We start from the raw sequence: 13,676 nt of genomic DNA on the forward strand, positions 1-13,676 counted from the left end.
GAGCGCCGTCCCCGCCCGTCGTCGGGCCGGCGTCTCCTGTCGGGCAGGCGTCTCCCGTCAGCCCGGCGCTGTCGCAGCCGCCTGGCTCAGCAGGGAGACGATCGTCAGGTAGAGCCCGGAGGAGAGGACCGCTCCGGGCAGCAGCGCGAAGACGGCGACCGGGATCGCCCACAGCTGGTGCACACCGGGGTTCCCATCAGGCGGCGTGTTCGCCATGGCTGCGAACGAGGACGCCGAGACGAGCACCGCGAACGCCGCCGTCATGCACACGACCGCCCACGACTGGTACCCATCGCTGACCATCGGGACGAGGAGCGGCAGGAAGAACATCGCCGGAGCAGCGACGAAGCCGAAGCGGGAGACGATCCGGTAGGTCCGTCGGTCCCGATCGGTCACCCGGTCCGTGCGCTGGTCGTCGGTCATCCCTCGCCCGCTCCCCGTAGGTCAGCGACGCTCCTGTCGAAGCACGTCGACTCCCCGGTCACGCTGTAGCGCTGGGGGAAGGCGTTGAACCCGACGGACGTCACCGGGCCTCCGGCGCCGCGGACGCCGAGCAGGGGATCCGCTGATCCGCTCTCGAAGCGCTCGGCCACGATGCCCTGCTCCTCCCACGCCTGCTCGACCCGTTCGACGTCCGCGGCCGGGTCGGCTCCCGCCGGTGCCACCCGTTCGACGATGTAGCTCCACCGGGCTCCGGGCGCAGCGCCTGCACGATCGCAGCTCTCCGCCGCAGGACCGCTGTACACGCTCCACTCGCCGCCGATCGACGCCGTCGTGTGCTCGACCACGTCGACGATCGACCGCTTCGCCTCGGACGCGTCCGCACGGGCTCCGCCCGGGTCGGCACTGCACGCCGACAGGACCGCTGCGGTCGCGACCAGTACGGCGACGCACGTGTTCGATCGGCCATTCATCGTTCCTCCTCGTCCTGAGCGCGCGCGGCACCACGAGTCGTGCGGCCGATGACCGCGCCGTGTCCGAGCAACGACCGCACGCCGGCGATCGGTCACGCTGTGGTTCATCCCGGAGCCAGATCGTCTGCACGCCCCGGCGCGCATGCCGAGACGCCGGAGAGGCTGGAGCGCGCGGGGTGGGCGTCGAACCCGATGGATGTGGTGGGACCGCCCTTGCCGCGGACGCCCCGGAGCGGTTCGTCCCCGCCTGTCTCCGTGTCGAACACCTCGATGCCGTCCTGCTCCCAGAGCTCCGTGACCGCACGGATGTCCCGTTCGGCGCTCTCGGGGGAACCGTCGCGTTCCAGGACGTAGACGTACCGCACGCGGTCCTCGACGCCCTCGCCGCACGCCTCCACCGACGGCCCGAGTGACACGCGCCACTCCCCGCCGATCGCTTCCGAGGAGCGCTCGACGAGGTCGACGATCGACTTCTCGGCCTCGGACGCCCGCACGGTGGTTCCCTTCCGATCCACGCTGCTGTCCGCACAGCTGGTGAGGACGAGCGAGAGCCCGATGGCTGCTGCGAGTGCGAGCCAGGCGCTCGACCGGTGTCGAGGTGCGATCGTCGTCACGGCGCCTGCATCATCTGTCCGAGGACTGGATCCGCTCAGCCCTGGTCCGAGAACTCCTCGTCGCGGAGCTCCGACGCGTTCCCGGGCGCGCAGACGCTGACTCCGGACATGCTGTACCGGTCCGGCTTCGCGTCGAACCCGATCGAGGTCACGGGGTCGCCGGTCCCGCGGATGCCGGCGCGCGTCGCCCCTCCGGCCGTAGCCGTGTCGACTACGTCCATGCCCGCGTCCTTCCAGACGGCCCGGACCGCATCGACATCGCGCTGCAGCTCGGTGGCCGACCCCTCTCGCTCCACGATGTAGACGTACCGGACGCGATCCTCCACGTCCTGTCCGCACGGCTCGACCGCAGGGCCGCGGTAGACCTTCCAATCGCCCCCCACGGCAGCCGTCGACCGTTCGACGAGATCGACGATGGACTTCTTCGCGGTCGACGGATCCATGTCGGAGCCTCTCGGTGTCGTGGTTGTGCTCCCGCAGGCGGTGAGCATGAGCAGGACGAGTGCCGTGGTCGAACCGAGCAGGGCGGTGCGACGTGTTCTCGTCGAGGATCGCTTCATCATCACGGTGCTCTCATCATCTGTTCGAGCAGGTCGCGCTCGAAGTCCGTCGGTCCCTTGGCCACGTAGTCGGTCATCTCTTCCGGCTGACCGGTCGTCGCGTACCCGATGTTCGAGAGGGACTCGGTGTTCACGTCGAGGTAGCCCTCGCCGTCGGGGGTGCTGACGCCGTGGTCCTTGACGCCGCGCAGCTTCTCCCCGTCCTTCTCCACGCCGTCGGCGCCGAACGCGGACGCACCGAAGCTCGGCGACGTGGGGTCGATCCCGTGCACGGGGCTGAGCCGACCGGTACCCGCCCACTGGTCGCCCTTCTCGTCGCCCGGGAGCGCCCACACGTTCCGGGCCTGACCGGCGTAGACGTCATCAGCGTGGATGTCGTCTGCTCGTGGGATCGAGTTCGGGATGCCCGCCGAACCGATCGTCGTGAAGGAGTCGACGTGGACCCCCGCCTGGGTCAGACCGAACGCTGCCGTCGTCGATCCGTAGGAGTGGGCAACGACGTTCGTCCGGGGCATGTCCCCTCCACGCACGGCATCCAGCCCCTTGATCGATGCTGCGAGCGCGTCGCCGCCCGGCTCGGCGTACCCGTTGAACAGCACCCCCGGATCCGGGCTCCCCGAGATGACGGGGATGGGCGGGGCCTTGTACCCCATCCACGCGATGACGGCGTGCTGCTGCAAGGGGCTGTCGTCGTCGACGCTGTCCCGCTGCTGGTCGTAGATGTTCTGCGCCGAGGACGCCCACGCGTTCATACCGGTGGTCGACGACCCCATGCCGGGGACCGCCCAGGTCACGTTGCGAGCGGTGTCCAGGTCGCCGATCGCGACGGCAGCGAGTGGTGGCACGTCGTCGGTCAGCGAGACGACGTACCGGTCACCCGACGGCGACCCGGGAACGAACCGCGCACCGGTGCGGATGTCCCGCAATGCCTTGAGGTTCTCCGACGCTCGGCTCCAGGCCGTCCCGTTGTCGTACGCGATCGTGGACTGCAGCGCCTCCACCTCCTGCTCGGCCTCGGTGATCCGGGCGTCGAGCACGGTGCGGTTCGCCGTGTCGCGGGCCCAGTAGGCGACACCCTCGAGGTTGCCGAGGCGAGCGAGTACCGGCAGGGGCAGCGCTCGGACGTCCTGCTTGCGGGAGGACGACCATCCGAGCTGTGCCCAGAGTGCCGCGACCTCGGCCGCGGTCAGGTCCGGATCGAGCATCTGCTGCAGCGCCGGAGGCAGGTCGGCCGGTGCTGCGATGTCGAGTGTCGCGTTCGAGAGATCGCCGGAACCACCGGCCCGGTCGAAGGCGTCGGCGATCCGCTCGAGCCACGCTGCATCCTCGCGGTTCTCGTCGAGCAGCCGGTCCGCACCGGCCAGGAACGACGCGTTCGCGATGCGCACCCAGCCACAGCTCCCGGTGAAGCCGTGCCACGCGGTCCGCAGCGTCGTGAGCTTCTCCTCCGCGGCGCGATCTGCGGCGCGGCTGTCGCTCGCGAAGGACCGGAGCGAACCGGGGACGGCTGAGCTCGTCCCCTCTGCCGTCCCGCCACCGGTGCGCGTCCGACCCCGCGCCGAGAACGCCACGGTGACGGTCGGCGGAGCGATCGGCGTCTCCGTCGGCTTGAAGTCGAAGACACCGAGCGACGGACTCCCGTGCAATCCGAGCGGATCGGCCGCGACCTGGCGGTCCCGCTCGTCCTGCCGGAGCTGCCACGCCGCGAGCTGCTCACGGCGTTGCCGTTCCTGCTCGGCTGCAGCGGTGGCCTCGGTCACCTGGTCGACGAGGTCGTCGAGTGCGGACGTGAGCTTCGGCCGGTCGTCGGCTTCGATCTGCACCGACTCCTCGAAGCGCTTCGCGTACGCGCCGCGGAAGTCGTCCAGGGCTGATTCGGCGGCGCTCCGACGCGCTGCCCCCTGCCCGCGCAGGCGCTCGGCGGCCGCGCCGGCTGCCCTGACGACGGCATCCGCCGCCGCTTCGTCGTACTGGATGTCCCCCATGTGCTCCCCCTTGCACGTCCACTGTACGCAGACTGGCCCGCGATGTGCGGGTAGGACCGCCGAGCACCGGTCAGGGTCCCCGGGTTCGCGGAGGGACGGGCACGTCGCAGGTGCGCGCGCCCGATGCGCTGGGTCGCCGCCGGATGAGTCGACCCGAGTCCATCGGTCCACCGTGGTGACGTCGCCAGCAGGACGTGCCCGAACCGTCTCGCGTCCCCCGGCTCGCAGCGGGAGCAACACCCCGGAAACACGAGAACCCCCGCCGGAGCGGGGGTTCTGCGTCGGTGGGCGATACTGGGATCGAACCAGTGACCTCTTCCGTGTCAGGGAAGCGCGCTACCGCTGCGCCAATCGCCCAGAGATCTGCTGACCGGGGTCGTGCAGGATCTTGGAGGGTGTTGCTGGAGGTGGGGACGGGATTCGAACCCGCGTGGACGGCTTTGCAGGCCGCTGCCTAGCCTCTCGGCCACCCCACCATCGAGGTTCACGTCTCCGTGAGTACCCGAACGGTGGGATACCCTCTGGTGAGTCGTGGTCGTCCGAGGACTCCCACACTCGAGCGGATGACGAGATTCGAACTCGCGACCCTCACCTTGGCAAGGTGATGCGCTACCACTGCGCCACATCCGCATTCCACGACCCGGGGGCCGCTTCTGTCTCTCCGCTGTCGCGGCGACGAGAAGAACTCTATACGAACCGAGCAGCATCCGCCAAAATCCCCCTCGTTCACCGGGCGTGTCCCCCGCGTTCATGCGGATCGAAGGGGTCCGCGGCTGCCCGATCCTTCCCATGACGGTCGAGATGCCTGGCGATTCCGGGCGTTCCTGGCAGGACAGACCCACCATGTACGCCCGTTCCCACCGAGTACGCCCGATCCCACCGGGTGCCAGCACGCACGAGCACGAGCTCGAGCACGACGCGCCACACCCGGGTGACGCGCCGTGTTCGGCGCAGCCCCGAACGTCCGCTACTATCGACTGGCACGCAAGTGCAGGGGGCGATTGGCGCAGTTGGTAGCGCGCTTCGTTCACACCGAAGAGGTCATCAGTTCGAGTCTGGTATCGCCCACACCACCACCGAGAGCCCGACGCAACAGCGTCGGGCTCTTGTCGTTCCCCACGAAGGACCCACGAGCAAGGACCCATGACCGACGTCGACCTCGAGTTCTCCCGCGTGCGCGCGGTGCTCGACCGCCCGACCCTCCGGCTGATGTCCCGCCCGACGAGCGCCGCCGTCATCGCGGTCTTCCGCACGGTGTTCGACCGCGACGTGCAGTACGTCCCGGCCGACCGCATGCACCTGCAGGTCGAGGAGCACGTCGCGCGACTGCAGTCCACCGGCGCGCGCGTCCCCGCGAGCGAGCAGGGTGAGGGCGAGTCGGACGCCCGCCCGAACGGCCGTGCCCTCTGCCGCGACTGGGTGGCGGCGCAGTGGCTGGTCCGCTCGAACTCCCCCGACGGCGACGAGCAGTACTCTCTGACCAGTCACGCCCTCGAGGCGCTGAACCTCGTCGACGCCCTGAGCGCCGACCGGGCCCTCATCAGCGAGAGCCGCCTGGCGATGATCGTCGACGCCGTGCACCGCTGGGCGGCCAGCGCAGAGCCGGACCCGGACGTGCAGGTGCGCCGCATCGATGCCCAGATCGCCGAGCTGCAGGCCGAACGCGAGCGCATCGCCCGGGGCGAGGTCACCGAGGTCGACGACGCCCGCATGCACGACGGCTACACGAACGTCGCCGACCTCATCCGGCAGCTGCCCAGCGACTTCAAGCGCGTCGAGGAGGCGGTCGCGACGATGCACCGCTCGATCGTCGAGGACTTCCGGCAGGAGGTCCGCCCGATCGGCGAGATCCTCGACGACTACCTGGCGCGCACGGACGACCTCATGCAGGCCACTCCGGAGGGCCGTGCCTTCGAGGGCGCCTTCGAACTGCTGCGCGACGACGCCCTGCTGCTCCGGCTCCGCGACGACATCGCCACGATCCTCGCCCACCCGTTCGCCCAGTCCCTCGGAGCGGGTGAACGCCGCGCGTTCCGCAACACGGTGAGCATCCTGCGCCAGGGCATCGAGGACGTCCTCGCCCAGCGGCGCCAGCTCACCGCGACGCTCCGCGACCAGATCGTCGCGCACGACGTCGTCCGCGACCGTGAGCTCGACGCGGTGCTCCGTTCGGTCAACCGCGGGCTCGCCGCGTGGATCGACGAGCGGTCCGCCCGCGACCGCGTCCCGCTCGGACTGCTCCCCGCGACCGCCGAGATCGGCACGCTGCGCGAGCGCTTCTACGACCCCGACAACGAGGCCGTGCCCCCGCCCATCGAGGAACCCGACGACGACGTCTTCGAGGACCTCGACGTCGAGTCGCTGCGCCGCCACGGCGGTCCGCTGCTCGCCGAGCTCCGCGCCGCGCTCCGCAGCGCCCCGGACAGCGTCTCGGCCTTCCACGCGCTGCCGCCCGAGCAGCGTCGGCCGGTCGAGCTCTTCGGGCTCGCGCACCTGCTCACCGGCAACGACGACTTCGAGACCGCCACGCACGTGGTCCCGCACCGCACGGTGCGTCCGGACGGCGAGACGGTCACCTTCCACATGCCCTCGGCGTCCCTGACCGGCGCGCGGGCGGACGACCAGCACGACGACGACAACGGCCTGGAGGCACGGTGAGCGACACCACGACGGCTCCCGTCGACGAGACGGACCCCGAGGGCAGCGACCCGCTCGAGCAGGACCGGCTCGACGAGCGCGACGACTCGAGCTTCGCCCTCTTCGAGGGCGACGAGGGCCGCCTGGACGAGCCGCAGCGCCGCGCCCTGGTCGCGCTGCTCCGCCACACCTACGTGAGCGCGCGTACCCACACCGACGAGTGGCGCGCGATCACCGACGGTGAGCACCAGCTCCGGTCGCGGCTCAACGACCTGTTCCTCGAACTGCACGTCGACCGCGACCGCGAGGTCGCCTGGAAGCGCCAGGCACGCTCGGAGAGCCAGCGCCGCTCCTTCCCGACGCTGCTCCGCGACGTGCCGTACACCCGCGAGGAGACGATCGTCCTCGTCTACCTGCGCATGCGCCTGCGGGCGGACACGCGCCCGGGCCTCGACCAGGTCGTCGTCGACCGCTCCGAGATCCTCGGGCACGTGTCCGGGTTCCTCCCGGCGACCACCGACCGCACCCGCGACGAGTCCCGCGTGGCGAAGGCCGTCGAGCGCCTGGTGACCGCGCGCATCCTCATCCGCACGACCGATCCGGACCGTTTCCGCGTCGCGAGCGTCGTCGAGGTCCTGCTCCCCCTCGAGCAGCTCCGTGAACTCGACCGCTGGCTCCGCGACGCGACCACGGACGGCGGTGCGCCGCTCGCCGGGGCCGCACCGGGCCTCCAGGCCGGACCCGCCGACACCGACGACGAAGGCGAGGCAGACGCATGAGCGACACCCTGATCGACGCCGGCGGCATGCCGGCGCTCTTCGACGCCGTCGCGCAGTGGCGGGCGGAGTCGATGCAGGTCGTCAACTGGGGCGGCTTCCACGGGCACCGCCAGGTCGAGCTGTCCGGCACCGCGACGCTCATCTCCGGCGCCTCCGGTACCGGCAAGTCCACGCTGATGGACGCCTACCTGGCGGTCATGATGCCGTCCGACGTGCCGTTCAACGGCGCCTCGAACGACGCGACCACCGGGCGTGCGCGGAGCGCCGACCAGCGGAACCTGCTCACGTACCTGCGCGGCAAGGTCGACACCCGCCGCGACCCGGAGACGGGCGCGCTGCGCGACGTGAACCTGCGCGGCGACGACCAGACCACCTGGGGCGCCGTCGCGGTGACCTTCCGGAACGACGACGAGCGGCGCTTCACCGTGCTGCGCGCGTACCTCGTACCGAAGCGGGCACGCGGGGTGGGCGACATCCAGATGACCATGGCGACGGTCGACGACACGTTCGACCTGCGCCGGCTCGAGGAGTTCGTGCCGTCGCGCTTCCACCACCTCGAGCTGACCGGCCGGGTGCCGGGCCTCGTCGTGCGGGACACCTACCAGGAACTCGCGTACACGCTGCAGACCCGGCTCGGCATCGGCGACTCCGGCGGCGGCAACCGGGCGATGCGGCTCCTCGCGCGGATCCAGGCCGGGCAGCACCTGCCGACGGTCGACGCGCTGTACAAGTCGCTCGTGCTCGAGACCCCGGGCACGTACGAGGCGGCCGACCGCGCCCTCGCGCACTTCTCCGCGCTCGACGAGGCGTACGAGGCGATGGACACCGAGGAGCGCAAGGTCCGCATCCTCTCCCCCATCGTCGAGCTGCACGACGAGATCGCCCGCTCGAAGGCCGCGGCCGACGCCCTCGACGGCATCGCCACCGGCGCCGAGGTCTCCCCCTTCGCGCACTGGACGGCGTCCCGGAAGCGTGCACTCCTCGACGCCGAGGTCGAGCGGAACGGACGCGAGCGCACCGCCGCCCGCGCCGACGTCGCCGCGACCGAGGCCCGGCACGCCGCCGTCGAGATCGAGCTCCGCGAGGCCGAGGGCCGCCTCCGCGACCAGGGCGGGAACGCCCTCGCCCAGCTCGAGGACCGCATCGACCGTCGGACCCGCGAGCGCGACGCGGTCGCCCGAGCACGCGCGACCTTCGACGACCGGACCAAGGCGCTCGGGCTGGCGCTCTCCTCCGAGCGCACGTTCAGCGACGCACAGGCGGCATCGCACGCGTTCCTCGGCTCGTACGCCGCGGCCCGTGGCGAGCTCGACGATCGCCGGGACGCCCTGACGCGCGAGGAGTACCCGCTCCTCGACCGCGAGCGGACCCTGCGCCAGGAGCGCCGGTCGCTCGAGCACCGACAGGGCGCGATGCCGCTGCCGATGCACGAGGCGCGGCTCGCGATGGCCCGGGCCGCCGGCATCTCCCCCGACGCGCTGCCGTTCGTCGCGGAACTGCTCGACGTGCTCCCCGCCGAGGAGCACTGGCGCACGGCGATCGAGTCGGTGCTGGCGCCCGTCGCCCGAACTCTGCTCGTCGACGAGGACCAGCTGTCGTCGTTCAGCGAGGCGATCGACGCGCTGCAGCTGCCGGTCCGGGTGCAGTTCGAGGGCGTCCCGACGGGCCCGCACCTCGACCTCGACGGCGACCCGGCGATGGTCTCCGGCAAGCTCGCGATCAAGGACTCCCCGTTCAGCACCTGGGTGCGCGAGCGCATCGAGTCCGACCGGATCGACGCGCGGTGCGTGGACTCCGCCACGGAGCTCGGTGGTGGCGGACGCCGCGTGACCCCGTCCGGGCAGCTCCGCGACGGACGTCGTGGTGCGCACGGCGACCGACGGCAGTCGAACGTCATCGGCTTCACGAACGAAGCCCGGATGGCGTCGGTGGAGCAGGAGCTCGCCGCCATCGCCCAGGACCTCGCGACGCTCGAGGCCCGACGCACCGACGTCGCGCAGGACATCGCCACGCTCGACGCCCTGCGCGCCGCGCACCAGCACGTGGTCGACACCACCTGGGACGGCATCGACGTCGCCGGGCTCGACGAGTCGCTGGCCCGCCTCGACGCCGAACGCCAGGCGCTGCTCGCCGCCGACGACGGACTGCGGACCCTGCGCGAGTCCGTCGCCCGGCTCCGACGCTCGCTCGACGAAGCAGCCGACCGGCGGGCCGCCGCGCGGCTGTCCGTCACCCGGCTCGAGGAGCGCCACGCGGTGCTCGTCGACGGGCAGGACGCCGCGGCCGAGATCCTCGCGCGGTTCGAGGACACCCCGGAATCGCTGCCGGACGACGAGCAGTCCCGGCTGCTCGCCGAGACGTTCGAGGAGGTCGGTGCCCCGGACGGCATCGACGGCTTCGACGACGCCGCACGCCGACTCCGACGCCGACTCGAGGAGCGGCTCGCCCAGGCACTCGACGGCGCCGCTGCCGCCTCGACCGCGCTCATGCTGACGTTCCAGCGGTACCAGGACGCCTGGCCCGACCCGAACCTCGGCACCGGCGTGGCCTCGTACCCGGACTACCACGCGATCCTCGACCAGATCCTCGCGACCGGCCTGCACGCGCGCCGCAGCGAGTGGCGTCGTCGGCTGTCGCAGTGGAGCGGCGAGGACCTCGTCCCGCTCGCCGGTGCCTTCGACCGCGCGGTCGTCGAGATCGAGGAGCGACTCGAGCCGGTCAACGAGATCCTCCGCGAGCTGCCGTTCGGCGCGAACCGGGACCGCCTGAAGATCCAGATCCGCCGGGTCACCCGCGAGGACGTCACCGCCTTCCGCCGGGAGCTCCGCGCGCTGTCGGCGTCGGTGGACACCGAGCTGACCGACGACGTGCTCGAGACCCGCTTCCGGCGACTCCGCCGGTTCATGGCGGTCATCCGCCCGGACCCGGCGGCAGCACGCGGACGGACGACGCAGCGCGACGCCGTGCTCGACGTCCGACGGCACATGGAGATCACGGCCGTGCGGTACGACACCGAGGGCAACGACCTCGGCGTGTACTCGTCGCTCGGGGACAAGTCCGGCGGTGAGACGCAGGAGCTCGTGGCGTTCATCGTCGGGGCGGCGCTGCGCTACCAGCTCGGCGACGAGACCCGACCGCGGCCCCGGTTCGCGCCGGTGTTCCTCGACGAGGCGTTCATCAAGGCGGACTCGGAGTTCGCGGGGCGTGCCGTGACGGCGTGGCTCCGGCTCGGGTTCCAGCTCGTGGTGAGCGCTCCGCTCGACAAGGTCACCGCGCTCGAGCCGTCGATGGAGCGCCTGCTGTCGATGCGGAAGCACCCCGAGACGGGCCACTCGTCGATCACGGAGATCGCCCGCGCCTGACGCCCGTGGCGGCCGGTGGGGGGCTCGGTTCCGGTCGGGGCGCGAGCGGGCGACATCCGTCACGGTCGGGGCCTACGGCCGACAGGTACCGCCCGCTCGACGCACCACGCGCGGCATGTCGTGCCCACTCGCCGGACGGGAGGCACGGCGCGATGCCGCCACGCGCCTCCCGTCCGTCCCGGCGCCGGAATGCGCGAGCGGGCGGGATCTGACGCGGTCGGGGCCTGCGCGCAACCGGTACCGCCCGCTCGACGCACCACGCGCGGCATGTCGTGCCCACTCGCCGGACGGGAGGCACGGCGCGGCGCCGCCACGCGCCTCCCGTCCCTCCCGCTGCCGATCTCGCCGCCAGCCCCTGTCGATGGACGCCTCCCGCCCGCGAACGGGCCAGATCCGTCGCGGTCGGGGCCTACGGCCGACAGGTACCGCCCGCTCGACGCACCGCGCGCGGCATGTCCTGCCCTTTCGCCGGACGGGAGGCACGGCGCGGCGCCGCCACGCGCCTCCCGTCCGTCCCGCCGTCCCGCCCGACGCCGCCCTGCCGACTGCCCCCGGCGACCGACGCCCCCGCCCGCGAGTGGGCGAGATCGGTCACTATCGGACCCTGCAGGCGACGGATACCGCCCGCTCGGCGGCCTGCGCACGGCGTGTCCTGCCCGCTCAGGGGCGTACAGGGTGCGGGACCGGCGTCGGTCGATCGCCGTGCAGGGCGCGGTACGGTGGGCGGGTGTTCGGACGACGTGCTCGCAGCCCCCGCCCCGATGACGCCGGCGCAGACGGCGGTGGGCTCGGGATCGGCGCCCTCGTGCAGGTGGTCGACACGGACCGCGGCGGTGAGCAGTGGGACGGTGAGCCGATCGGGGTGATCGTGGCTCCCGGCGGGGTGCAGCTCGGCGGGATGCAGCGCACCTGGACCGTCGCGTTCGACGAGCCCGCGTACACGAAGGACGGCCGCGGCCCCTTCGAGCGCGCGACCGTCCTGGGTCGTCAGTTGGTGCCGGTCGGACCGGCTGCCTCGGACGAGGTCTAGTACTCCTCGTTGCCGCTCTTGAGCATGGCGGCGACGGCCATGCACATGCCCACGCCACCGAGCACGCCGATGCCGATGATGACGCCTGCGATGAGTTCGAGCATTGGTGACTCCTTGGGTTGCGGGGCCGGTGTGGCGGTGGCCGTCGTGGCCGCGTCCAGGCTACCGGATGTGCCTCGGGGCTAACGGATGCCGCGCATGAGGCGGAGCACCGGCTTCGCGCAGAGGAGCAGCACGACCCCGACCGCGACGGCGACCAGGCCGAGGACGGTGAAGTACGGCACCTCGTTCGTCGGCGAGTAGTACTGCGAGAGCACGCCCGTCGCCGCGGTGCCGAGGGACACCGAGAGGAAGAAGAGCGCGACCATCTGTGTCTGGAACCTCGGCGGTGCCAGCTTCGTCGCGACGGACTGTCCGACCGGGGAGAGCAGCAGCTCGGCGATGGTGAAGACCAGCAGGATGGCGACGAGGGCGATGAGCGGCGTGCCGTTCCGCCCCGTGCCGGAGAACGGCAGGAAGAGCAGGAACGCGATGCCCATGATCCCGGTGCCGAGTGCGAACTTCGTCGGCGTGGAGGGCTGACGGTCGCCGATCTTCGTCCAGATCGCCGCCGCGACACCGGACAGCACGATGATGAAGACCGGGTTGATCGACTGGACCCACGACACCGGCATCTCCCAGTCGCCGAACGAACGGTCGAGGCGCTGGTCCGAGTACTGGGTCACGACGGTGAACTGCTGCTGGTACAGCGACCAGAAGACGGCGCTCGCGATGAACAGCGGGATGAAGGCGAACACGCGCGACCGCTCATCGGCCGTGATGCCGCTGTTCAGGATGACCACGAAGTAGGCGATGGTGGCGACGACGACGATCGCGACGACGACCGTCGGCAGGTTCGACACCGTGAGCAGTCCGGTGAGCACCGACACCACGACCACGGCGAGGGCGACGACGACGAGCACGGCGACGAGCGGCAGCCGGCGACGGTCGACCGGGTTGGTGACGTGCCGGACCGACTCCGGCAGCTTGCGCCGACGGATGCCGTACTGCACGAGGCCGGCGGCCATGCCGACCGCGGCGAGCCCGAAGCCGTAGTGGAACCCGAGCGAGGACTGGAGCAGCCCGGTCAGCAAGGGACCGAAGAAGGCGCCGAGGTTCACCCCGAGGTAGTACAACGAGAAGCCGGCGTCGCGGCGCGGGTCCTCGCGGCTGTAGAGCCCGCCGACGATCGTCGTGGCGGTGGCCTTGAGGCCGCCGGAGCCGAGCGCGATGAGCACGAGTCCGACCCCGACGCCGGCAACGCCCGGGATCAGGGCGAGTGCGATGTGACCGAGCATGACGACGACCGCGCTCGTGAAGAGCGTCCGGTCGGCACCGATCAGCCGGTCTGCCACCCATGCGCCGATGATCGTGAACAGGTACACGGCGCCGCCGTACGCGCCCATGATGCCGTTCGCGACGCCCTCGTCGATGCCGAGGCCGCCACGCGTGACGGTGTAGTACATGTAGATCAGGACGATGCCCTGCATGCCGTAGAACGAGAACCGCTCCCAGAGCTCCACCGCGAAGGGCGTCGACAGCTCGAAGGGCTGCCCGAAGAAGGTGCGTTGCTGCGCCGGAGCGCTGGGTGGGGTGGTGCGAGACATCCGTCCACTGTGCCCCCGTGCACCCCGCTCGTCCGAATCGAGGCGGGGCGCGTACAAACTTCCGGGGCCGGGTCTTGGAGGATTCCCACCACCACGATCCCGCTCGGCTGGTGGCCGTTGTGCGCCCGCACGGCGTTCGACCAACACTC

The 13,676-nt window shown here is 71.4% G+C and carries 10 protein-coding genes and 4 tRNA genes; 5 read left to right on the plus strand and 9 right to left on the minus strand.

All coding sequences use genetic code 11. The features are described 5' to 3' along the window. Positions 1–57: 57 nt before the first annotated feature. The 8 genes from ACIPEQ_RS02155 to ACIPEQ_RS02190 all read right to left on the minus strand — a co-directional run bounded on the left by ACIPEQ_RS02155 (position 58) and on the right by ACIPEQ_RS02190 (position 4,703). On the minus strand, positions 58–423 hold the full coding sequence (locus tag ACIPEQ_RS02155) for a hypothetical protein (protein WP_402713775.1): 366 nt from the start codon (positions 421–423) through the stop codon (positions 58–60). Then, positions 420–914, minus strand: coding sequence for a hypothetical protein (locus ACIPEQ_RS02160; RefSeq protein WP_402713776.1), 495 nt, complete (start codon positions 912–914; stop codon positions 420–422). The genes ACIPEQ_RS02155 and ACIPEQ_RS02160 overlap by 4 nt, the downstream gene beginning before the upstream one ends. A gap of 104 nt (positions 915–1,018) precedes the next feature. Continuing rightward, complete coding sequence (locus ACIPEQ_RS02165) at positions 1,019–1,528, minus strand: hypothetical protein (protein WP_402713777.1); 510 nt, start codon at positions 1,526–1,528, stop codon at positions 1,019–1,021. A 35-nt stretch (positions 1,529–1,563) separates the two neighbouring features. Next, positions 1,564–2,019, minus strand: coding sequence for a hypothetical protein (locus tag ACIPEQ_RS02170; RefSeq protein ID WP_402713778.1), 456 nt, complete (start codon positions 2,017–2,019; stop codon positions 1,564–1,566). A gap of 71 nt (positions 2,020–2,090) precedes the next feature. Then, positions 2,091–4,073: an alpha/beta hydrolase gene (locus ACIPEQ_RS02175; protein ID WP_402713779.1), complete on the minus strand. Its 1,983-nt coding sequence runs from the start codon at positions 4,071–4,073 to the stop codon at positions 2,091–2,093. Between the two features lie 285 nt (positions 4,074–4,358). Continuing rightward, positions 4,359–4,430 (minus strand) — tRNA-Val (locus tag ACIPEQ_RS02180). 45 nt (positions 4,431–4,475) lie between these two features. After that, a tRNA-Cys gene (locus tag ACIPEQ_RS02185) sits at positions 4,476–4,549 on the minus strand. 82 nt (positions 4,550–4,631) lie between these two features. Then, positions 4,632–4,703, minus strand: a tRNA-Gly gene (locus tag ACIPEQ_RS02190). Between the two features lie 365 nt (positions 4,704–5,068). Here ACIPEQ_RS02190 and ACIPEQ_RS02195 point away from each other — a divergent pair. The 5 genes from ACIPEQ_RS02195 (at position 5,069) to ACIPEQ_RS02215 (ending at position 11,881) form a co-directional block, all read left to right on the plus strand. Beyond that, a tRNA-Val gene (locus ACIPEQ_RS02195) sits at positions 5,069–5,141 on the plus strand. Between the two features lie 75 nt (positions 5,142–5,216). After that, the gene (locus tag ACIPEQ_RS02200; protein WP_402713781.1) at positions 5,217–6,731 is read left to right on the plus strand and encodes a DUF3375 domain-containing protein; all 1,515 of its coding nucleotides are present in this window, start codon (positions 5,217–5,219) and stop codon (positions 6,729–6,731) included. Beyond that, positions 6,728–7,489: a DUF4194 domain-containing protein gene (locus tag ACIPEQ_RS02205; protein ID WP_402713783.1), complete on the plus strand. Its 762-nt coding sequence runs from the start codon at positions 6,728–6,730 to the stop codon at positions 7,487–7,489. Before ACIPEQ_RS02200 ends, ACIPEQ_RS02205 begins: the two co-directional genes overlap by 4 nt. Continuing rightward, positions 7,486–10,851 (plus strand): ATP-binding protein, encoded by a 3,366-nt coding sequence (locus ACIPEQ_RS02210; protein WP_402713784.1) that lies wholly within the window; start codon positions 7,486–7,488, stop codon positions 10,849–10,851. The genes ACIPEQ_RS02205 and ACIPEQ_RS02210 overlap by 4 nt, the downstream gene beginning before the upstream one ends. Before the next feature lie 727 nt (positions 10,852–11,578). Beyond that, positions 11,579–11,881, plus strand: coding sequence for a hypothetical protein (locus tag ACIPEQ_RS02215; RefSeq protein ID WP_402713785.1), 303 nt, complete (start codon positions 11,579–11,581; stop codon positions 11,879–11,881). Between the two features lie 182 nt (positions 11,882–12,063). Here the strand turns inward: ACIPEQ_RS02215 and ACIPEQ_RS02220 are convergent, their stop codons facing one another. Further along, complete coding sequence (locus ACIPEQ_RS02220; protein WP_402713786.1) at positions 12,064–13,527, minus strand: peptide MFS transporter; 1,464 nt, start codon at positions 13,525–13,527, stop codon at positions 12,064–12,066. Positions 13,528–13,676 lie beyond the last annotated feature (149 nt).

Origin of the sequence: Curtobacterium sp. NPDC087080 (genome assembly GCF_044745105.1) — a bacterium.
Lineage (GTDB): Bacteria > Actinomycetota > Actinomycetes > Actinomycetales > Microbacteriaceae > Curtobacterium.